Annotated in this window: 18 protein-coding genes; 9 read left to right on the top strand and 9 right to left on the bottom strand. The window is 68.7% G+C overall.

Annotation, left to right across the window (positions count from 1 at the left end):
* On the top strand, window positions 1-256 hold a 256-nt coding region (locus tag ACYVD1_RS18060; RefSeq protein ID WP_460773923.1), incomplete at its 5' end, for a hypothetical protein.
* Window positions 257-522: 266 nt separating this feature from the next.
* Here the strand turns inward: ACYVD1_RS18060 and ACYVD1_RS18055 are convergent.
* Window positions 523-2,919, bottom strand: coding sequence for a UvrD-helicase domain-containing protein (locus tag ACYVD1_RS18055; RefSeq protein ID WP_460773919.1), 2,397 nt, complete (start codon window positions 2,917-2,919; stop codon window positions 523-525).
* 194 nt (window positions 2,920-3,113) lie between these two features.
* Between ACYVD1_RS18055 and ACYVD1_RS18050 the strand changes: the two genes are divergently transcribed.
* The gene (locus tag ACYVD1_RS18050; RefSeq protein ID WP_460773948.1) at window positions 3,114-4,043 is read left to right on the top strand and encodes a nucleoside hydrolase; all 930 of its coding nucleotides are present in this window, start codon (window positions 3,114-3,116) and stop codon (window positions 4,041-4,043) included.
* Between the two features lie 19 nt (window positions 4,044-4,062).
* Here the strand turns inward: ACYVD1_RS18050 and ACYVD1_RS18045 are convergent, their stop codons facing one another.
* Window positions 4,063-4,734 carry a response regulator gene (locus tag ACYVD1_RS18045; RefSeq protein WP_460747754.1) on the bottom strand — a complete coding sequence of 224 codons (672 nt, stop codon included), beginning with the start codon at window positions 4,732-4,734 and terminating at the stop codon, window positions 4,063-4,065.
* Between the two features lie 99 nt (window positions 4,735-4,833).
* Window positions 4,834-6,048, bottom strand: coding sequence for a PspC domain-containing protein (locus ACYVD1_RS18040; protein WP_460773917.1), 1,215 nt, complete (start codon window positions 6,046-6,048; stop codon window positions 4,834-4,836).
* 222 nt (window positions 6,049-6,270) lie between these two features.
* Between ACYVD1_RS18040 and ACYVD1_RS18035 the strand changes: the two genes are divergently transcribed.
* Window positions 6,271-7,782, top strand: a complete 1,512-nt coding sequence (locus tag ACYVD1_RS18035) for a PspC domain-containing protein (protein ID WP_460773915.1) — start codon at window positions 6,271-6,273, stop codon at window positions 7,780-7,782.
* Window positions 7,775-7,999 carry a hypothetical protein gene (locus tag ACYVD1_RS18030; RefSeq protein WP_460773912.1) on the top strand — a complete coding sequence of 75 codons (225 nt, stop codon included), beginning with the start codon at window positions 7,775-7,777 and terminating at the stop codon, window positions 7,997-7,999. The genes ACYVD1_RS18035 and ACYVD1_RS18030 overlap by 8 nt, the downstream gene beginning before the upstream one ends.
* Before the next feature lie 87 nt (window positions 8,000-8,086).
* On the opposite strand, the gene rsmA is transcribed toward ACYVD1_RS18030, so the two are convergent.
* Both rsmA and ACYVD1_RS18020 read right to left on the bottom strand, forming a co-directional pair.
* On the bottom strand, window positions 8,087-8,977 hold the full coding sequence (gene rsmA, locus ACYVD1_RS18025; protein WP_460773909.1) for a 16S rRNA (adenine(1518)-N(6)/adenine(1519)-N(6))-dimethyltransferase RsmA: 891 nt from the start codon (window positions 8,975-8,977) through the stop codon (window positions 8,087-8,089).
* Between the two features lie 82 nt (window positions 8,978-9,059).
* Window positions 9,060-10,238 (bottom strand): ubiquitin-like domain-containing protein, encoded by a 1,179-nt coding sequence (locus ACYVD1_RS18020; RefSeq protein ID WP_460773905.1) that lies wholly within the window; start codon window positions 10,236-10,238, stop codon window positions 9,060-9,062.
* Window positions 10,239-10,583: 345 nt separating this feature from the next.
* Between ACYVD1_RS18020 and ACYVD1_RS18015 the strand changes: the two genes are divergently transcribed.
* Window positions 10,584-11,678, top strand: a complete 1,095-nt coding sequence (locus ACYVD1_RS18015) for a CaiB/BaiF CoA transferase family protein (protein WP_460773902.1) — start codon at window positions 10,584-10,586, stop codon at window positions 11,676-11,678.
* Window positions 11,679-12,447: 769 nt separating this feature from the next.
* A complete protein-coding gene (locus tag ACYVD1_RS18010; protein ID WP_460747747.1) occupies window positions 12,448-12,804 on the top strand; it encodes an STAS domain-containing protein in 357 nt (118 codons plus the stop codon).
* Between the two features lie 48 nt (window positions 12,805-12,852).
* Here ACYVD1_RS18010 and ACYVD1_RS18005 read toward each other — a convergent pair whose 3' ends face one another.
* On the bottom strand, window positions 12,853-13,548 hold the full coding sequence (locus ACYVD1_RS18005) for a M50 family metallopeptidase (protein ID WP_460773946.1): 696 nt from the start codon (window positions 13,546-13,548) through the stop codon (window positions 12,853-12,855).
* Window positions 13,549-13,810: 262 nt separating this feature from the next.
* Between ACYVD1_RS18005 and ACYVD1_RS18000 the strand changes: the two genes are divergently transcribed.
* Window positions 13,811-14,038, top strand: a complete 228-nt coding sequence (locus tag ACYVD1_RS18000) for a hypothetical protein (RefSeq protein ID WP_460773900.1) — start codon at window positions 13,811-13,813, stop codon at window positions 14,036-14,038.
* A 77-nt stretch (window positions 14,039-14,115) separates the two neighbouring features.
* Here ACYVD1_RS18000 and ACYVD1_RS17995 read toward each other — a convergent pair whose 3' ends face one another.
* Window positions 14,116-14,559, bottom strand: a complete 444-nt coding sequence (locus ACYVD1_RS17995) for an SRPBCC family protein (protein ID WP_460773898.1) — start codon at window positions 14,557-14,559, stop codon at window positions 14,116-14,118.
* A 156-nt stretch (window positions 14,560-14,715) separates the two neighbouring features.
* On the opposite strand from ACYVD1_RS17995, the gene tnpA reads away from it, so the two are divergent.
* Complete coding sequence (gene tnpA, locus ACYVD1_RS17990; RefSeq protein ID WP_460773944.1) at window positions 14,716-15,138, top strand: IS200/IS605 family transposase; 423 nt, start codon at window positions 14,716-14,718, stop codon at window positions 15,136-15,138.
* Entirely contained in the window at window positions 15,135-16,352 is a 1,218-nt protein-coding gene (locus tag ACYVD1_RS17985) for an RNA-guided endonuclease InsQ/TnpB family protein (protein ID WP_460773894.1), read from the top strand. Before tnpA ends, ACYVD1_RS17985 begins: the two co-directional genes overlap by 4 nt.
* 151 nt (window positions 16,353-16,503) lie before the next feature.
* Here the strand turns inward: ACYVD1_RS17985 and ACYVD1_RS17980 are convergent, their stop codons facing one another.
* The gene (locus ACYVD1_RS17980; RefSeq protein ID WP_460773891.1) at window positions 16,504-17,496 is read right to left on the bottom strand and encodes an NUDIX hydrolase; all 993 of its coding nucleotides are present in this window, start codon (window positions 17,494-17,496) and stop codon (window positions 16,504-16,506) included.
* The gene (locus tag ACYVD1_RS17975) at window positions 17,493-19,547 is read right to left on the bottom strand and encodes an RNA degradosome polyphosphate kinase (protein ID WP_460773941.1); all 2,055 of its coding nucleotides are present in this window, start codon (window positions 19,545-19,547) and stop codon (window positions 17,493-17,495) included. The genes ACYVD1_RS17980 and ACYVD1_RS17975 overlap by 4 nt, the downstream gene beginning before the upstream one ends.
* Between the last annotated feature and the right edge of the window lie 151 nt (window positions 19,548-19,698).

Raw genomic sequence — 19,698 nt, 5'->3', positions numbered from 1 at the left:
AACAATCACTCTTCCCGTACAAGCGCCTGAACTCTCGCCCTGGCTGCTCTTCCGTGGAAGGCGTCTGCGTTTCCGCTTCTTTGTGTTCTTTACTTTATCAGGTGTTCCGCACCCCGCCAAATCGGCGTTTTCGGTGTTGAACCTGATCGAGCTAAAGAAACTCGTTCTGCTTCTTTCGCCCTGCGTTTCCGCCCGGCGTCTGAAGCAACTCCCCGAGCTTACATGCTCCGGGCAGTGCCCGAACCATCTCGGCTGAGTGGAGAGAGTGAGACCGGCCCGCCCGCGGAAGAAACCGCGTTCGTCTCGCTCGGTCTGCCCCAACTCTACCCCCGCAAGGGAGTGCTCGTGACGACTTCGGGAAAACGCTGCGGTGTCCTGGCTTACACATGCTCGGTACACCGCTGGGGAGCGTCCCCAACCCGCGCTCCGCCCACACTCTGTCGGCACTCGATCCGCACCCACCCGGTAACCACCACCGGCCACAACCCCAGTTCAAGCGGGATTACAGTGCGGCCCAGGGCCCTAGAGCTTCTCGATCGGCGCGTACTTGACCAGGAAGTCCTTTTCCCCGATGTCGGCTCCGAAGTCGACCCGGGCCTTGGTCTTGTCCCCGGCACCGTCCACCAGCTGCACGCGTCCCATACCGAAGGAATCGTGGTTGACCATGTCGCCGACGCTCAGCGTGGGCGCCTCCTTCGCGGCCTTCTTCCCGCCGCCGAACGTGCTCCCGAAACCGCCGCCACCGCCGACGCGGCCGCCGATGCTGCGGCTGGGCGGGGCGGCGAGGGTTGATTCGGCGCGACGCCAGTCGACCAGGCCGGACGGGATCTCGTCCAGGAACCGCGAAGCCGGGTTGTAGGAGGGGGTCCCCCACGCGCTCCGCACCGCGGCACGGCTGATGTAGAGCCGTTCCTGAGCCCGCGTGATGCCCACGTAGGCCAGCCGCCGCTCTTCCTCCAGCTGGGTCTTGTCCCCCAGAGTGCGGGTGTGCGGGAAGACGCCGTCCTCCATCCCGCTGAGGAAGACCGCCGGGAACTCCAGTCCCTTGGCCGCGTGCAGGGTCATCAGGGTGACCACCCCGCCGTCGTCGTCCTCTTCAGGGATCTGGTCCGTGTCGGCGACCAGCGCGATGCGCTCCAGGAAGTCGACAAGGGTCGGCGCACCGGGATCGATCCCCTCGTTTTCCTCCCCCGCGGACGCAGCCCCGGGCGCACCTCCGGACTCGTCGCCGAGCCCACCAGCACTCCCAGGTTCACCCTCGCTCCCAGGCTCACCTTCCAGTGCGTCTTCCTCCTCCAGAAGCGCGGCGAAGGTGTGCTCGAACTCCCTGGCGAGGTCGACGAACTCCTCGAGGTTCTCCACCCGGCTCTCGTCCTGGAGGTCCTTGGACTCGGTCAGCTCGGACAGGTAACCCGTCTTGCTCAGCACCACCTCGACGACCTCCGCCGGGGTGCTGCCGGGAACGCTCTCGCCGAGCTCGTCCAGTAGAGCGGTGAAGCTCCGGATCGCCTTGGCCGAGCGGGTCGCGATACCCGGTGCCTCATCCACACGGCGCAGCGCCTTGGCGAACGAAACGCGCTCACGGGCGGCGAGCAGTTCCACGGACTCCTCCGCCCGGGCACCGATACCGCGCTTGGGCACGTTGAGGATGCGGCGCAGGCTCACCGTGTCCTCCGGATTGGCGAGCACCCGCAGGTAGGCCAGGATGTCGCGGATCTCCTTGCGCTCGTAGAAGCGCACACCCCCGACGATCTTGTACGGCAGGCCGGTCCGGATGAACACGTCCTCGAAGACGCGCGACTGGGCGTTGGTCCGGTAGAACACCGCGACCTGGCTCGGCTTGACCACGCCGTCGTCGGTGAGCTGGTCGATCTCGCCCACCACGAACGCGGCCTCGTCGTGCTCGTTGTCGGCGACGTAACCGGTGATCTTCGGGCCTTCGCCCTGCTCCGACCACAGGTTCTTGGCCGGGCGGCCCTCGTTCCCGTCGATCACCGTGTTCGCCGCGGACAGGATGGTCTGCGTGGAGCGGTAGTTCTGCTCCAGCAGGATCGTGCGCGCGTTGGGGAAGTCGCGCTCGAACTCCAGGATGTTGCGGATGGTCGCGCCGCGGAACGCGTAGATGGACTGGTCCGCGTCGCCCACCACGCAGAGCTCGGCGGGCGGAACCACAGCGGTGTCGGGGTCCTCGGCCGCGCCGACGAGTTCACGGACGAACGTGTACTGGGCGTGGTTGGTGTCCTGGTACTCGTCGACCATCACGTGCCGGAACCGGCGGCGGTAGTACTCGGCTACGTCCGGGAACATCTGGAACAGGTTGACCGTGATCATGATCAGGTCGTCGAAGTCCATGGCGCCCGCCTCGTGGAGGCGGCGCTGGTAGAGCTTGTAGGCTTCGGCGAGCTTCTTCTCCTGCTCGGTCTGGGCCTGCTCGGCGAAGGTGTCGTAGTCGATGAGCTCGTTCTTGAGGTTGGACACCTGGAAGCTGAAGGACTTGGGCGGGAACCGCTTGGGGTCCAGGTCCATCTCCTTGCAGACCAACTGCATCAGGCGCTGCGAGTCCGCGGCGTCATAGATGGTGAAGCTGCTCGGATAGTCGAGCCGGTGCGCCTCCTTGCGCAGGATCCGAACACACGCGGAGTGGAAGGTCATCGTCCACATGGTGTTGGCCGCGCGGGTGCCGAGGAGGCCCTGGATGCGCTCCTTCATCTCGGCCGCGGCCTTGTTCGTGAACGTGATCGCCAGGATCTCGCCCGGGCGTACCCCGCGTTCCGCCAGCAGATAGGCGATGCGGTGGGTGAGGACGCGGGTCTTGCCCGATCCCGCGCCCGCCACGATCAGGAGCGGGGCGCCGGCGTGGGTGACCGCATCGCGCTGGGGACCGTTCAGACCTTCGAGAAGCTGCTCTTGGGAGGACACGCCTACCAGGTTACGGCCGACCGGCGACACCACCGTCCATGCCTTGTCGGCGCCCACACCCTCGTCCTGTCCATGCCCGCGTCCACGTCAGGTACCGGAGACCTTCTAGTCTGGTTTCCTACCAGTTGAGCCCTTTCCCCTCACTGGTCCGTAACCTTATCGGGAGGAGACCGGTCTTGGCTGACCGACAGTCCATGCGTGTGTTCGTCGACTGCGATCCGGGGATCGACGACGCCGTCGCGCTCGCCTACCTGGCCGCGCGACCGGAGGTCGAAATCGCCGGGATCGGCGCGGTGTTCGGCAACAACGCCGTCGACGTGACCGCTCGGAACGCCCTGCGCCTGCTCGAGCTGTACGGCCGTCCGGACGTTCCGGTGGCAGTGGGCGCCGCGCGCCCGCTGGTGCAGGAGCCCGAGCTGGCCGGGCACGTCCACGGACACAACGGCCTGGGCGATGTCGAGCTGCCCGAACCCGAACGCGCACCGGTGGCGGAATCCGCCGCGGAGCTGCTCGTGCGGTCGGCCCGGGAGTACCCCGGCGAAATCGACGTCCTGGCCGTCGGCCCGCTCACCAACCTGGCGCTCGCGATCAGGCTGGAACCGCGCCTGCCGGAGCTGGTGCGGCGGCTCGTGGTGATGGGCGGCGCCGTCCAGGCGCCCGGGAACGTGTCCTCACACGCGGAGGCCAATATCGCCAACGACCCGGAGGCGGCCGAGGCAGTCTTCGCGGCCGGTTTCGACCTGGACCTCATCGCACTCGACATCACCATGAAGACGGTGGCTACCGGCGCGTGGCTGGACCGGCTCAAGGAGGTTCCCGGCGAGCGCGCGCGGCACACCTCAGCGTTCCTGGACTTCTACGCCGAGTTCTACAAGGGGATCTTCGGTGTCCGCCAGTGCGCCATGCACGACCCGCTGGCCGCCGCGGTCCTGATCGACCCGCACCTGGTGACCGAGGCGTACACGGCGCCGGTCCGCGTGGAGCTGACCGGTGGGCTGACCCGGGGCATGACCGTCGCCGACCTGCGCCCGCGTCCGAGCGCGGACGAGCGGCGTGGGACCCGCGTGGTCACGTCGGTGTCCGGTGACGAGTTCCTGGACCGGATGCTCGACGCCCTGCGCTGACCCTTCCCGCGCCCCCGGCTCAGACCAGGCGGCGGGCGGTGGCCCAGCGGCTCAGCTCGTGCCGGTTGGACAGCTGGAGCTTGCGCAGGACGGAGGAGACGTGTGTCTCGACCGTCTTGACCGAGATGAACAGCTCCTTGGCCACTTCCTTGTACGCGTATCCGCGGGCGATGTGCCGCAGGACCTCTCGTTCGCGCTGGGTGAGGCGGTCCAGCTCGGGATCGACCGGGGGCGCGTCGGTGGCGGAGAAGGCGTCCAGCACGAAGCCGGCCAGGCGCGGGGAGAACACGGCGTCCCCGTCGGCGACCCGTGCGATGGCGTTGGCCAAGTCCTTGCCGGAGATGGTCTTGGTGACGTAGCCGCGGGCGCCGCCGCGCACCACTCCGATGACGTCCTCGGCGGCGTCGGAGACCGACAGGGCGAGGAATCGGACCTGCGGGTGCTGGGCGAGGACGCGCCGCAGTACCTCGACTCCCCCGCCGCCGGGCAGGTGGACGTCGAGGAGCACCAGGTCCGGGAGGGACTCACCGATGACGTGCACGGCGCTGTCGACGTCCCCGGCCTCGCCGATGACGTTGACGGCGTCGCCGAGCTCACCGCGCACACCGCTGCGGAAGAGCCGGTGGTCGTCCACGATCACGACGCGGGGGACCGCGTCTCCGTCACTGAAGGTCGTGCTCTCTTCTCCCACACCTTGGACCTTACCCACGAACACCCCGGAACAGGTAGCGCCGTTCGGCCCGGATCAGGTGCGGCTCCACGCCGACGGGCAGCTCACCATCCGGTAGCGCTACACGTCCTTGATGCGGGGCATGCGGAGTTGGACCTCGGTGCCCTCGCCCGGCTCGGTGCGGATCCGCGCCGTGCCGCCGTGGCGTTCCATCCGGCCGATGATGGAGCCGCGTACCCCCATGCGGTCCTCGGGGATGTCTTCGAGGTCGAATCCCGTACCCCGGTCGCGGACGAACACCAGGACCTCGTCCTCGTCGACCTCCCCGAAGACCGAGATGCTGTCGGACTGCGCGTACTTGGACGCGTTGACCATGGCCTCGCGCGCGGCGCGCAGCATGGCTGCGATGCCGTCGTCGATGGGGCCGTCTCCGACGTTCACCACCTCGATGGGCACACCGTGTTCCTCCTCCACCTCGGCCGCCACCCGCTCCAGCGCGGGCGTCACCGTCGTATCGGCGTCGGCCGGGCGCTGGTAGAGCCAGGTGCGCAGGGCGCGTTCCTGGACCCGGGCCAGGCGCTGGACTTCGCGCGGGTCCTCGGCCCGGCGCTGGATGAGGGTGAGGGTGTGCAGGACGGAGTCGTGGATGTGCGCGGCCAGTTCGGCGCGTTCGGCGTTGCGGATGCGCTCTCGTCGCTCGGCGTCGCGTTCCCGGATGAGCCCGATGATCCAAGGGGCCGCGATCAGCGATATCCCCGCGATGAGAGTGAACGCGAAGGTGAGCCCGGCGCGGGCCTCCTGGAGCTGCTCCTGGAAGATCAGGAAGCCGATGACCCCGATGACGACGAGCAGGACACCGGCACCGGTGCGCATGATGCTCTTGGGCCGGGCCCCGTTGACGGTGCTGCTGACCGTGCTGCTCATCCACTCGTCGCGTTGGGCCGGGTTGGCCTGCTGCCACAGGACGGTGGCGCCGAGCGCACCGAAGATGACGAACCACAGCAGCGGGTCGAAGACGCCGCCGAAGATCATGGCGAGCATCCCGAGCGCCAGGGCGAGACCGACATAGGCGATGAGCTGGGAGATGTCGCGGCCCTTGCGTTTGGCGTCCTCGACCTGGACGGCCTCCTTCGCCGCCTCCTCCTGGGGAACGAGGAAATAGAGGGCCGCGTAGACGGCCACACCGATACCGCCGACGGACAGGGCCATGAACGCCAGACGGACCACGACCGGGTCGAGGCCTAAGTGCTGGGCCATTCCCGAAGCGACACCGCCGAGGAGTCTGCCGTCGACCGCTCGGGTGAACCTCGGGGGTTCCACGGCTGTCGTTGGCACCGCCCGATCACCGCTTTCGTCTGGGCGCGATCGGAGTTCCCCGTCGCACACGTTGGTCCTGGATGCTTCCCAGCATGCCTCGAACGACCCCCGGAAGGCATCGGGACCTGCCCCTGGCCCTGCCCTGGTGTCCCGGTCAGGGTGGGTTCAGGGTCGTCCCGGATTCCCTGCGGACGCACCAGCGGTCACGATGGTTCCATGAGGAAAGTGTGGTGAGCGCGTATGACTGACGGTGAGGCGCCGCACGGCGCCCCCGGGGAGGACCGTGCCGCTGAGGAAGGGGCCCGGGGGGGCCAGGCCTCGAAGGGTCCGGCCACCGGTACCGCGCCAACCGGTCCGGAACTGCGCCGCGACGACAACCACCGGGTGCTCGCGGGGGTGTGCACCGGGCTGGGCAAGTACACGCGGATCGACCCCGTCGTGTGGCGCGCTGCGTTCGCGCTGACGGCGTTCGCCGGCGGTGTCGGCCTCTTGCTGTACATCGCCGCGTGGATGCTGATGCGCGACCCCCAAGGGAGCCCCGCGACCTTCGAGCAGTTGCTGAACCGGAGCATCCCGCCGCACACGGCGGTGAAGCTGCTGACGCTGGGCCTGGCCGCCGCCACCGCGCTCAGCCTGGTGGGGGGTTTCGGCTGGGGAACGCTGGTCCTGGCGATTCCGCTGGTCCTGGGATTGCTCACCGCCCGGAACCGGGGTGTGGACCTGCGCGCGTCGCTGCTGGCCCTGCGGTCGGAGATCGCCACACACGAACCGCCGCCCACCGGTCCGGTTCCACAGCCGACCGCCGCCTACTACAACCCGGCCCAGCCGTGGGCCTCGGCCCCGCAGGGCCCGGTGGACCTGGCGGTGGTGTCGGAGCGGACGTCGCTCGGCACGGACGACCACGACGACTACGAAGAAGAGGACGACGAGGAGGAAGGCGGGGACGAGGGCGGCAAGGAACGCGACCGGGAGCCGTACACCGGCCACCGGCACCGGACGCGCAAGGCCTCGCCGCTGGCCTCCCACGCGCTGTGGACCGTGGTCGTCATGGCGATCGTGGTGGGGGTGTCGGCGCAGTACGTGCACCCCTCCCTGGCGGAGATGAGCTCGACGCAGCTGCTGTTCGGCCCGGAGACGGGTCCGTTCTTCATGGCCGCGGCGGTGGCGGTCATCGGCCTGTTCGCACTGGTCGGGACCTGGGCGGGCAACCCGCGCGGGCTGATGCCCCTAGGGACCTTCGCGGTGCTGGCCGCCGTCTTGGTGGCCTCGGTCGACGTCACCGCGGCGCGGATCGGTGACGGCGACTGGCGGCCCGCGACGGTCGCCGAGGCGGAGTCCGGTGACATGCGGTTGAACGCGGGGTCGGGGACGCTGGACCTGACCGAGCTGGCCGCCGGGCTCGAACCGGGAGAGAGCGTGGACGTCGCGGCCCGGGTGGACGTGGGCCACCTGGACCTGGTGCTCCCCGAAGACGCACGGGTCAACGTGGTCTCGGAGGTCAGGTGCTGCCAGGTCGAGGCGCCGGCCCCGGACGGCGGGAGCGAGGAACGCAACGGCATGTCCGTCACGTACGAGCAGACCTTCGAACCGACGGGGTCCGCTGGACCGGCCGAGGACGCCGACGGGCGGGAGGACACAGGGGAAACCGGGGAGACAGAGGAGACCGGGGAGGGATCGGTCCAGGACGAGGTGCCCGTGATCAACGTACGCACCGACATGGTGCTCGGGAAGGTGGAGGTCCAGTATGGCTAAGCGCAGAACTGACTGGGGGTCGTTCGTCGCGGGGCTGCTGTTCCTCGGACTCGCGGTCGCGTTCGTCGTCTGGGGCAGCGGTTCGTGGGACCTGAACGTCCTGTGGCTGCTGCCTGTGCTGGCTGTGGGGCTCGGCGTGGCCGGGCTCGCGCGGGCCCTCTTCCGGGCGCGTCCCCGAGAGGTCGAGGAGCAGGCGCCGCCGCGGGAAGGGGACTGAACCCGATCTGTCGCCCCTCCGGTTCCCACTCCGGGCTGGGCCGCTCCGGGCCCGTTCCCACCCCGGGCGGACCCGCCCCGAACGAATCTACTCCGGGCGGTGCTCGGCGATGGCGGCGAACTCCCCGATGCCCAGGGACTCGCCGCGGGCACTCGGCTCCACGCCCGCCGCGCGGAGCGCCGCCTCGGCGGCGGGCGCCGATCCCGCCCAGCCGGACAGGGCGGCACGCAGCGTCTTGCGGCGCTGGGCGAAGGCCGCGTCGATCACCTTGAAGACCTCCTTGCGGGGAGCCTTGGTGCTCGGCAGTGGTCGGCGGACCAGTTCGACGAGGCCGGAGTCGACCTTGGGCGCGGGCCAGAAGACATTGCGGCCGACCGCCCCGGCGCGGCGCGCCTCCGCGTACCAGGCGACCTTGGCCGAGGGCACGCCGTAGATCCGGCCGCCGGGCGTGGCGGTGATCCGGTCGGCGACTTCGGACTGCACCATGACGAGGACCCGCTCCAGAGTGGGCAGCAGTTCGAGCAGGTGCAGCAGGACCGGCACGGACACGTTGTAGGGCAGGTTGGCCACGAGCGCGGTGGGCGCGGGTCCGGGGACCTCGGTGATACGCATGGCGTCCCCGGGCACCACGGCGAGCCGGTCGACGAGGTCGGGCGCGTGGTCGGCGACGGTCCCGGGCAGTGCCCCGGCCAGCGCCGGGTCGATCTCGATCGCGGTGACCTGGCGTACGTGCGGGAGCAGCGCGAGGGTGAGCGAACCGAGCCCGGGCCCCACCTCGACCACCACGTCGTCCGCACCGACACCGGCGACACGGACGATGCGGCGGACCGTGCCGTGGTCGATGACGAAGTTCTGGCCCAGGGTCTTGGTGGGCCGGATACCGAACCGCTCCGCGAGGACCCGCACGTCGGCGGGGGTGAGCAGGCGGGACCGGTCGGCGGGATCGGGGTCAGGTGCGGGTGTCTGTGTCACCCACACATCTTGCCAGCCGCGACCCACCTGCTCGTCCGCGCCCGCCCACTCGCCCGCGCCCGCTCACGGGACCGGCGGGGACCGGTCCTCAGTCGAAGAGGTGCACCCCACAGGTCGGCCACTGGCTCTGCCAGTCCCCGCCGACGGTGTTGTAGAGCTGCTGGGCGCGCTCGGTCTGTTCACCGGGGCTGGCCTCGGAGGGTAGACCGCTGCCGCCGACGGATTCCCACGTCGTGGTGCTGAACTGGTAGAGGCCGTAGTAGCCGCCCGCGGAGTTGACGGCGGTGGCGTCGCCGCTGGACTCGCACTCGGCGAGCCCCGCCCAGTTGAGGTTCCCCGCCTCTCCGCCGTCCTCGGACGGACTGTCGGACTCCTCCTCGGATTCCTTGGTGCCGACCTCCACCAGACCTTCCACCGGTTCGGTGACGACCTCCTCGGAGATCTCGTGCTCGGTCTCCTCCCCGTGGCGCAGGACGGGGAGCGTGGTCACCTCCTTGACGCCGTCCTCGGGCTCGGTGACGACCTCGCGCTCGCCCTCGGGGAGGTCGGGGTTCTCCTCCTCGACGGTCGCCGCCTCGATGACGACCTCCTCAGTCTCGGGCTCTCCCAAAGCGGGCACCACACTGATCACCGTGTCGGGTTCGACCGGCTCGCCGGGCTCCGGGGAGACGATGTCGTGTTCCCCGGTCCCGACCCCGGCCGCGTCCAGTACCTCGGAGACGGTCTCGCCGGTGGTGCGGGTCTCCGTACGCACCGTGTCGTGCATGACGACCACGCGCGGCGCGCGTTCGGCGCTGACGTTGAGACCGTGCGCGGGGATGAGGGTGTCGTGGGGCTGGGAGAGTTCGACCCCCTCCTGGTCGAGGCCGATCTGGTCGAGGGCCTCGCTGACGGTGGCGGCGTTCACCTGGTGGGCGTGCTCGTGGCCGTCGAGGTCGACGGTGAGCTCGCGGGGTGATCGGACGATGACGTGGTCACCCCCGCTGACGGAGGTGTCCACGGACGGGGCGACCACGTCGTGCTCTTCGAGCTCGACTCCGGCGGAGTCGAGGGCGTCCTGGACGGTTCCGCCGAAGGTACGGACGTCAGTCTCCTCGCCGTTGGCGTCCAGGGTGACGCTCTTCCCCATCGCCAGCGCGGTACCGCCCCCGGCCAGGGCGACGACTCCCGCGGCGGCGACCGCGAGGAGCGGAACGGACAGGGCGGAACGACCGCGGCGGCGCTGGGAACGGCGGCGCCGCCGGCTCTTTCCGGGTTTTCCGGGCATGACGGTTGCACCCTTCTTCGTGGAAGGACGGATTCTGTGTGGGAATGACAGGAATGTGCGCCAATTCGGCCATTTTCCACCGGGGCGACTTCCTGCCTGTTCATCTCGGCTGTGGCGCGCGGGCGCGCGGGAGGCTCCAGTGCTTTCCCGGCAGCCGGTGATCACATTAACACCACTCGCATGCGGCTTTTTGTCATCGACCGAAAACCATTCCGGGTAACCGCACACCAAGTGGGCGAATTCTTCCTCCCGCCCGCCCCCACCGTTCCCCCTGGCGCCGACGGGGCGTAGCCTGCACAATGAACCGAACGTCGTTCTAGTCAGCCTGAGCCTCCGGAGGCACCCATGGGACCGCTCAACGGAATCCGCGTCGTCGAGTTCACCGGTATCGGCCCGGCTCCGATGGCGGGCATGCTCCTCGCCGACCTGGGCGCCAGCGTGATCCGCCTCGACCGGCCCCAAGCCGCCGACGCCGTGAACGCGGGCTCCAGCGGACCGCACATGAGCGAGGGTCGCACCGTCCTGGGTGTCGACCTCAAGTCGGAAGAGGGCCTCTCCCGCGCCCGCGAACTCGTCGCGAGGGCCGATGTCCTCCTGGAGGGCTTCCGCCCCGGGGTCATGGAGCGCCGCGGCCTCGGCCCCGACGACTGCCTGGAGCTCAACCCAGCCCTGGTGTACGCCCGGGTCACCGGCTGGGGACAGGAAGGGCCGCTGGCGCACACCGCCGGGCACGACATGAACTACCTGTCCGTGAACGGCGCCCTGCACGCCATCGGCCGCGCCAGCGGACCGCCCGTCCCCCCGATCAACCTCCTCGGCGACTTCGCCGGCGGCACGATGTTCACCGTCACCGGCATCCTCGCCGCCCTCTTGGAGCGCCAGGGCTCCGGGCGCGGCCAGGTCGTCGACGCCGCCATGGTGGACGGCAGCGCGCTCCTGATGTCGATGGTGCACGAGGACCGCGCACGGGGTTCGTGGAGCGACGAGCGCGGCACCAACTACCTCGACACCGGAGCTCCCTGGTACGACGTCTACGAGTGCGCCGATGGCCGCCACCTGTCCGTCGGCTGTATCGAGCCCCAGTTCTACGCCGAGTTCCTGGAGCGCACAGGACTGGCCGGAGAGGACTTGCCCGAGCAGTGGGACCCGGAGGGGTGGCCGCGGCTGCGCGAGCGATTCGCCGAGGTGCTGCGCACCCGCACCCGGGACGAGTGGGGCGCGGTGTTCGAGGGCACCGACGCGTGTGTGACACCGATCCTGTCCCTACAGGAGGCCGCCCAGCACCCGCACGTGCGGGCCCGAGGCGCACTCGTCCGCGAGGGCGACCGGACCGTTCCCGGGCCGGCGCCGCGGTTCGACCGCACCCCCGGCGGGGTCACCCGGGGTCGTCCCCAGCCCGACACGGAGGAGACCCTCAAGGAGTGGGGTCTCACGCCCTGACCCGATGTGCGCGGCTTCGCTTCGCTGGCGCCAGCCGACCCTTCGCTGTCCTCAACCGGCCAGTGCAATGGCCCACCCCAAGACCCCGACAAGGGCCGCGCGCACACCCGTAAGGCTCCGCGCGGCCCGGTTCAGGGCGGTTCGACCGGTTCCGCACCGGTATCGAACCCCTTCTGGCAGCCCGCCCTCTACACCATCCGCCCCGAGCAAGGCAAAACACACGAGCACGACCTTGCGTCGCTCACGTCACGAATCGGCCACGGCCCTGTGGTAAAGTCCGGTGCCGGACGACCCCGGTGACACAGATCCCAGTGCCGCGACAGGCGCTAGGGAGGCGGGCCCGGAGGGGTCTGCCCGGCCGCCCCATCGGCATCGGCCGGGAATGCCCGCCAACACCGGCGAGTTCGCACGAGCAGAGGGCCGGAAACGGCCATCGATCACCGGCGGGCCCGGCGAGCACGGGACTGCCGCACACCGACATCCGTGCCCTCGAGCTGCCGTCATCACTGATGACACGCACAGCACCAGGAACTTTCGGCCACCGGCCGTGCGTTCCCAGACTGCCGTGCTTTTCCGAGTAAACCAGGCGAGAAAGGCGTTTCCTCCCCCGGCTTCCAGCCCGGGGCATCACGCAAGGAATTTGATGAACCATCAGCTTGGCTCACGCGGTAACGCAACCAACGCACCGGTCACCACGCGTCCCCGGTGGGGCGGCGTGCGGCCTGCCTCGCCGACCCATCGGGCAAGGCCCGAGTACGCCGGAGTCGCCATGCCCGACCTGATCATCTCCACCGCCCTCCACGAGTCCGGACAGGTCCTGACCCTGGACGGGGAGATCGACATGGCCACGGAAGGCCGCTTCCAGGAAGCGGTCACAGCAGCTCTGACCACTCAGCCCTTCGGCCGTGTCGTACTGGACTGCGCCAACCTGAGGTTCATCGACTCCAGCGGTTTGCGCGTACTCATCCGCGCGCACAAGGCCGCCAAGGAGCAGCAGGCGCTGCTGGTGATCGCCGCACCGCTGCCGAGGGTCATGCAGACCCTGCGCGTGACCTCGCTGGACACCCGCGTCCCGGTGTTCCCGTCGGTCACCCAGGCGCTGGCCGCCCCGCAGGCGGCCAGCTGACCGGCCGTCCCGGGCGGGTCCACACGGGGGCCGGTCGCACAGGCCGGATCAGAAGAGCAGCATCCACACGCCCAGACCGGTCACGGCCACGTTCACCAGCAGGAACACCATCACCCAGAAGGTGCCCGGCAGTCCGGTGAGCCGCGCCAGCTGGTCGGCGTCGGAGTGCGGCGAAGGGTTGCGCATCCGCTGGGACTGGAGCTCGATGACCGGCCGCACCCCGGCGAAGAGCAGGAACCAGATGAACAGGTAGGCGAAAGCCGCCTGGACGTCCTCCGGCGTGAACCAGCTGACACCGAAGACCAGGGCGCCGGTGAGCACGACAGACAGCGCCCCGTAGAAGTTGCGGATCATCAGCAGCATGGCGGCCAGCACGACGATGCTCAGCCAGAGCAGCGCGGTAATGCGGTCCGACATCAGCATGAGGATGCCGAGCAGCCCGATCACGGTCGGAGCGACGTAACCCGCGAAGACCGTGAGGATCATGCCGATACCCGTCGGCTTGCCCCGGGAGACCGTGACCCCGGACGTGTCCGAGTGCAACCGGATCCCGGTCAGTTGGCGCCCGCTGAGCAGCGCGACGATGGCGTGTCCGCCTTCATGGGCGATCGTGACGACGTTGCGCGCCACCCGCCACGGAGGCCCCAGCAGGACCGCCGCCAAGCCGACCACCGCCGTCGTGACGATGATCCACTGATCCGGGGCGGACTGTGTGGTCAGCACGTCCTGCCACACATCGCCCAAGCTCGTTCCCACCACTGGTCTCCCGAATTCCTGCGTCAACCGGTTCCCGTCACTGAGCCCGTACAACCGGCACCTCGGTGGCCGGGAGGCGCGGAGAACGCGGGCCCTTGCCGAACTTTAGGGCATTTCGGGGGTCACCGTGCCCATCGGGTGATCCGAAAACCCTCACGGCAATGACCCAGATGAACTGGCCAAATGTGGCCGCCACGCTTAAGGTCACCACTGTCAGTTAGTAGTTCACTACTCACAGCAAGGATTTGGCATGAAACGCGTTGCTGCCCTCACCTTCATGACCCTCGTGTCCGGTGCCGCCATCGGCATGGCCGCCTCCCCCGCCTCCGCTGGCGACAAGGGCTACGGCTACTACGACCTCCAGCGCACCGTGGTCGAGCAGGGCCACGGCTACGGCTACTGGGACAAGGGCGACAAGCACGACAAGGGCTACGACTACAAGGACAAGGACAAGGACAAGGGTTACGGCTACTACTAGCCGTCCTCGACGCTTCGTCGAGCATTCCCTTGGGCCCCGGTCACACGCGACCGGGGCCCAAGCATTCGGCTGCCGCGTCAGGCCACCTTGGATTCCACGGTGTGCTTGAGGCGCTCCAGCGTCTGCTCGATCCCGCGGGCGTTCCTGGCCGGAACCCCGGTCAGGACGTAGAAGGCCGCCAGCCCCCGCGAGTAGTCGAAGGTCTCGGTGACGACGGTCCTCCCGCCCGCCAGCTCGGCGAACTCGTACCGCCAGCGGTGCGTGCCGCTGTGCTTCCACGCGATGAGCCGGTTCTCCTCGAACTCCACCACCCGGTTGGTGATCCGGTAGGGAACCCCGAGCATCTTCATGTCCATGCCGAACTCGGCACCCTCCGCCAGCCGCTCCGGGCCGAACACCGCCTCCTGGACGGTTCCCGAACCGTCGAACAGGGCGTGTTGGGACGGTGAGGCGACCAGGTCGAAGATCGTCTTGGCCGGAGCGTCGACAACGATGCTCCGCGCCACCATGTGTTTGGCCATCAAATCCTCCTGAGGGGACCACCGGCTTTAGCCGGTGGGGGAATCAGGTTTCCCGCGTAGCGGGACAAGGGCAGCCGAACCGCCGCTAGGCGGTCCGGCGTCCACCACAGGACACAGCAAGTAGACCTGTGGCGCGTGTATACTGCTCTCGTGTCTGTGACTCGAAAGGTTCGCCGGTTCTCCGGTGGCGTGTACGACCTCGGACTCCACGTCGTGTGGTGTTCGAAGTACCGCCGCCCGGTACTCGGTCCACGCGTGGCACAGCGCCTAGAGGAACTGATCAGGTCCAAGGCGGATGAGCGCGGTTGGCAGATCATCACAGTAGAGGTGATGCCCGACCACGTGCACCTGTTCGTCAAGCACGACCCCAAGGCATCGGCGTCATACGTCGCCAACCAGTTCAAGGGGTACACATCGCGCGTTCTGCGTGAGGAGTTCCCCCACGTGAGGTCGAAGCTCCCCACCCTGTGGTCGTCGTCGTACTTCGCCGCATCCGTGGGAGCCGTAAGCGCTGAAGGGGTGCAGCGGTACATCGACACCCAGTGGGAACGCCCGTGGAAGAAGGGAGACAGTACGTGATCCGCGCGTACAAGTTCCTTCTTCGCCCTACCAAGCGCCAACAGGCATCTCTCACGCAGATGCTGCGCGACCACTGCTCTTTGTACAACGGAGCATTGCAGGAACGCCGCGACGCCTACGCCCACCCTTCGAAGACGAAGATCAAGTACGGTGACCAGTCGCCACAGCTCAAAGAGATCCGCGCGTTTGACCCCGAGCGGCAGGGGCGTTGGTCGTTCTCCTCCCAGCAAGCCACGTTGCGGCGCTTGGACAAGGCCTTTCAGGCGTTCTTCAGGCGGGTCAAGGCTGGTCACAAGCCCGGATATCCCCGGTTTCGTGGAGTGGGCCACTTCGACACGGTGGTCTTTCCCAAGGACGGGGACGGCTGCCGGTGGGACTCCACACCCCAAGATGCGGTGACCCGTGTGCGGTTCCAGGGGGTGGGGCATGTGCGTGTCCACCAGCACCGCCCGGTCAAGGGGAGTGTGAAGACGGTCAGCGTCAAGCGCGAGGGCGGCCGGTGGTTCGTGGTTTTGGCATGCGACCAGGTGCCGGCCCAACCCTTGGAGCCGACCGGGCGTGTGGCCGGTATCGACATGGGTGTGGCCTCCTTCCTCACCACAAGCGAGGGTGAGCACGTTGACAATCCCCGGTTCCTCGCGCGTTCGGCTCAGAAGCTGGCCGGCGCACAGCGCGACCTGTCCGCCTTCCCTAAGCGGGTCAAGGCGCAGAACCGCACGCGTAAGCACCGTGCGGCACAGGCCCGGGTCAGCAGCCTTTACGCGAAGGTGCGGCGCCAACGCGTCGATCACCACCACAAGGTCGCGCTTGACCTCATCCGTTCGTTCGACGCGATCGCACACGAACGCCTGAACATCACGGGTATGGCCACGAAGCCCGCGCCCAAGCCCGACCCCGAACAGCAAGGCGCGTCCCTTCCGAACAACGCCGCCGCTAAGGCCGGGCTGAACAAGAGTATTCAGGATGCGGGTTGGGGGGTGTTCCTGGGAATCCTCGCGCACAAGGCTGAGAGCGCCGGTCGTGAGTTGGTCCCGGTCGACCCCCGCAACACGTCGCGCTGCTGCCCACGCGAATCGTGCGGGCACACCAGTGCGGACAACCGCCCGACACAAGAGAAGTTCCGTTGCGTCCAGTGCGGCTACACAGAGCACGCCGACCGGGTGGGAGCGGTCAACGTTGGTATCAGGGCCGGGCTGGTCCTTCCTGTCCCCTGAGTGGAGAATGCAGGAGCAGCCCGCCGCTTCAGCGGTGGGAGGAGTCACGACCGCATCATGACAGCGCTCGGCAGGCCGTGCGTGCCCGGGAGGGGCTGCACCTGGGCGAAGGGTGGCGCCGGAGCGCCGTCCGATCCACCGATCTCCCGGTTTACTCCCGGACCCCGTGCCGCTCCACCCCCGCCAGCGCACCGTCCGCTGACACGTGCACTACCCAGAACGAACCCTTGCGCAGGCCGCGCTGCTGCGACAGCGGGGCACCCAACCGGACCAGCGCCTCGGTCATCAGGTGCGGCACCAATTCCCCATGCGTGCACACCACGGTGGGCCGCCCCTCCTTCAGGATCTCCACGAAGGCCTCTTGGGCCTCCGCCACGTCGTACCCCCGGCCCTGGCGCCCCACAGTGATGGCGCGTTCGGTGCGCATCTCCACGCCGCACTCGACCGTGTACGGAAGCAGGGACTCCGTACAGCGCGCGGCGGCCGAGGAGATCGCCCCGGGCTCCCCGTAGGCCGCCAGCACCCGCGGCAGGGCCAGCGCGTCGGCCCGGCCGGTCTCGTCGAGCGGGCGCAGCAGGTCGCTGCCGGTCCACGCCCGCTTCTCCCCCGCGGACAGGTGCCGCAACAGGACGATCGGGAAAGTCTCAGCGGGACCGGCGCGGAAGTTGTCCAGGACCTGGACGTCGTGATCGTAGGTGAGCCGTTGACGGGCCTCCTCGACGGCGACCCACTCCACGGTCTCCACTTCCTCATTGGGCTCGTAGTCGATGTCCCCGCCCGGCCGCGACGGGGTGGCCGCCCACCACTCGACCTGCTTGGGCCAGCCCTCCTTGAGGTAGCGCTGCGGGGGGAGGCGGCGTCCCAGCACGGGGGTCAGGCCGGTTTCCTCCTCCACCTCGCGTACCGCGCCGATGATGGGGTGCTCGCCGTTCTTGAGCTTGCCCTTGGGCAGTGTCCAGTCGCCCCGGTCGGGGCGCCGGATGAGGACGACCTCCCGCTCCTCGGGGGAACCGCGCCACAGCACGGCCCCTCCCGCCCGGATCGGCTCCAAGTATCCGCCCACCGCGGTGTCCCGCGGCGGGAAGGCGCTGGTCACTCGGATACCGGAGCCACCAGCTCCGGCTCCGGGCTCGTGGGCAGTCACGCGTCCACCACCCTCAGGTGCCGGTCGCCGCGCAGGGCGTCCTGGAGGTCGACCAGCGGTTGCCCCTCCCCGTCGCGGGTGACCCGCGTCCAGGTGCCGGCGGGCTCGAGCCGCCAGGAGGAGGTGTTGTCGGACATCGCCAAGTCCATGATGCCCACCAGGCGACGGCACTGCTCGGGGTCCGAGACGCGGACCAGCGCCTCCACTCGCCGGTCGAGGTTGCGGGGCATCAGGTCGGCGCTGCCGATCCACACCTTGGGCCGCCAGCCGTCGGCGAAGACGAACAGCCGCGAGTGTTCCAGGAACCGGCCGAGGATGCTGCGCACCCGGATGTTGTCGGACAGTCCCGGGACTCCCGCGCGCAGGACGCAGCTGCCGCGCACCCACAGGTCGACGCTGACCCCGGCCTGCGAAGCCCGGTACAGGGCATCGATGATCTCTTCGTCGACCAGGGAGTTCACCTTGATGCGGATGTGCGCGGGCTCCCCCCTGAGGCTGTTCTCGATCTCGGTGCCGATCTGCTGCATCAGCTCCTGCCGCAGGGCTGCGGGGGCGACCAAGAGCCTGCGGTAGTGCTTCTTGCGGGAGAAACCGGTGAGGCTGTTGAAGAGGTCGCTGACGTCCTCCCCCACGTCCGCCGCGGCGCTGAAGAGCCCGAGGTCCTCGTACACGCGCGCGGTGGTCGGGTTGTAATTGCCGGTGCCCACGTGGCAGTAGCGGCGCAGCAGCCCGTCGTCGTCCTGGCGGATGACCATGGAGAGCTTGCAGTGGGTCTTGAGGCCGACCACCCCGTAGACCACGTGGCAGCCCGCACGTTCGAGTTTGCGGGCCCACTGGATGTTGTTCTGCTCGTCGAAGCGGGCCTTCACCTCGACCAGGACCACGACCTCCTTTCCCTCGCGGGCCGCCTCGATGAGCGATTCGACGATGGGCGAGTCCCCGCTGGTGCGGTAGAGGGTCTGTTTGATCGCCACCACCTTGGGGTCCGTGGCGGCCAGGGTCAGGAACCGTTCGGTGGTGGTGGCGAAGGACTCGTAGGGGTGGTGGACCAGGACGTCGCGTTCTCGGATCGCCTCGAACAGGTCGCCGGAGGTGAGCGCCCTCGGCTCGACCGGGACCATGGGCGGATAACTCAGGTCGGGGCGGTCGGTCTCGGCGATCTGGGCGAGCCCGGCCAGGTTGAGCGGCCCGGGCACCCGGTAGATCTCCTCTTCCTCGGCGCCGAGCTCCTCCCGGAGGATCGACAGCACCTCTTCGCTGATGGTCTGCTCGACCTCCAGGCGCACGAGGGGTCCGAAACGCCGGCGCAGGAGCTCGTTCTCCAGGGACTGGACCAGGTCGTCGGTCTCGTCCTCGTCGACCTCGAGGTCGGCGTTGCGGGTGACCCGGAAGGCGTGGTGCTCGACCACCTGTACGCCCTCGAAGAGCTGCGGCAGGTGCGCGGCGATGATGTCCTCGACCGGGACGAAGCGGCCGCTTCCCTGAGCGCTCGGTTCGAAGAACCGGGGAAGCGCGCTGGGCACCTTGACCCTGGCGAACATGCGGCGCTCGTCGCGCGGGTCCCGCACCGTGACGGCCAGGTTGAGCGACCGCCCGGAGATGTACGGGAACGGGTGGGCCGAGTCGACCGCGAACGGTGTCACCAGCGGGTAGATGGAACGGCGGAACTGGCCGTGAAGGTACTCGCGTTCCTCGGTGTCCAGTTCGTTCCACCGGACGATGCGGATACCCTCCGCCGCGAGGGCCGGGGCGACGCTCTGCTCGAAGCAGGCCGACTGGCGGAGCATCAGCTCGTGCGTGAACAGGGAGACACGTTCGAGGAGGTCGCGCGGGTGGTGTCCGCTGGCCGAGGGAACGGACAGACCTGTAGCCAAGCGGCGTTTGAGTCCGGCGACCCGGACCATGAAGAACTCGTCCAGGTTGTTGGAGAAGATCGCGAGGAACCGGGTCCGCTCGAGCAGCGGTATCTCCTCGTCCTCAGCGAGTTCGAGGACCCGCTGGTTGAACCGGAGCCATCCCTCCTCCCGGTCCATGAACCTGTCCGCGGGCAGTTCCTCGGCGGGCGGTTCAAGGACGGGTGGTTCCTCGACGCGCGGTTCCGGGGCCGCGCGTACCTCTGGTGTTGGTGCTGAATCCGTGCTCACAGCTGGCAGACTCCCCCTTGTTCATGACCACAAGGTGACAAGCCGATGAGGTGGAAAT

The organism is Nocardiopsis nanhaiensis, assembly GCF_054778635.1.
Note: the sequence above shows the minus strand (reverse complement) of the source record. Positions and strands in the feature narration are given on the sequence as shown.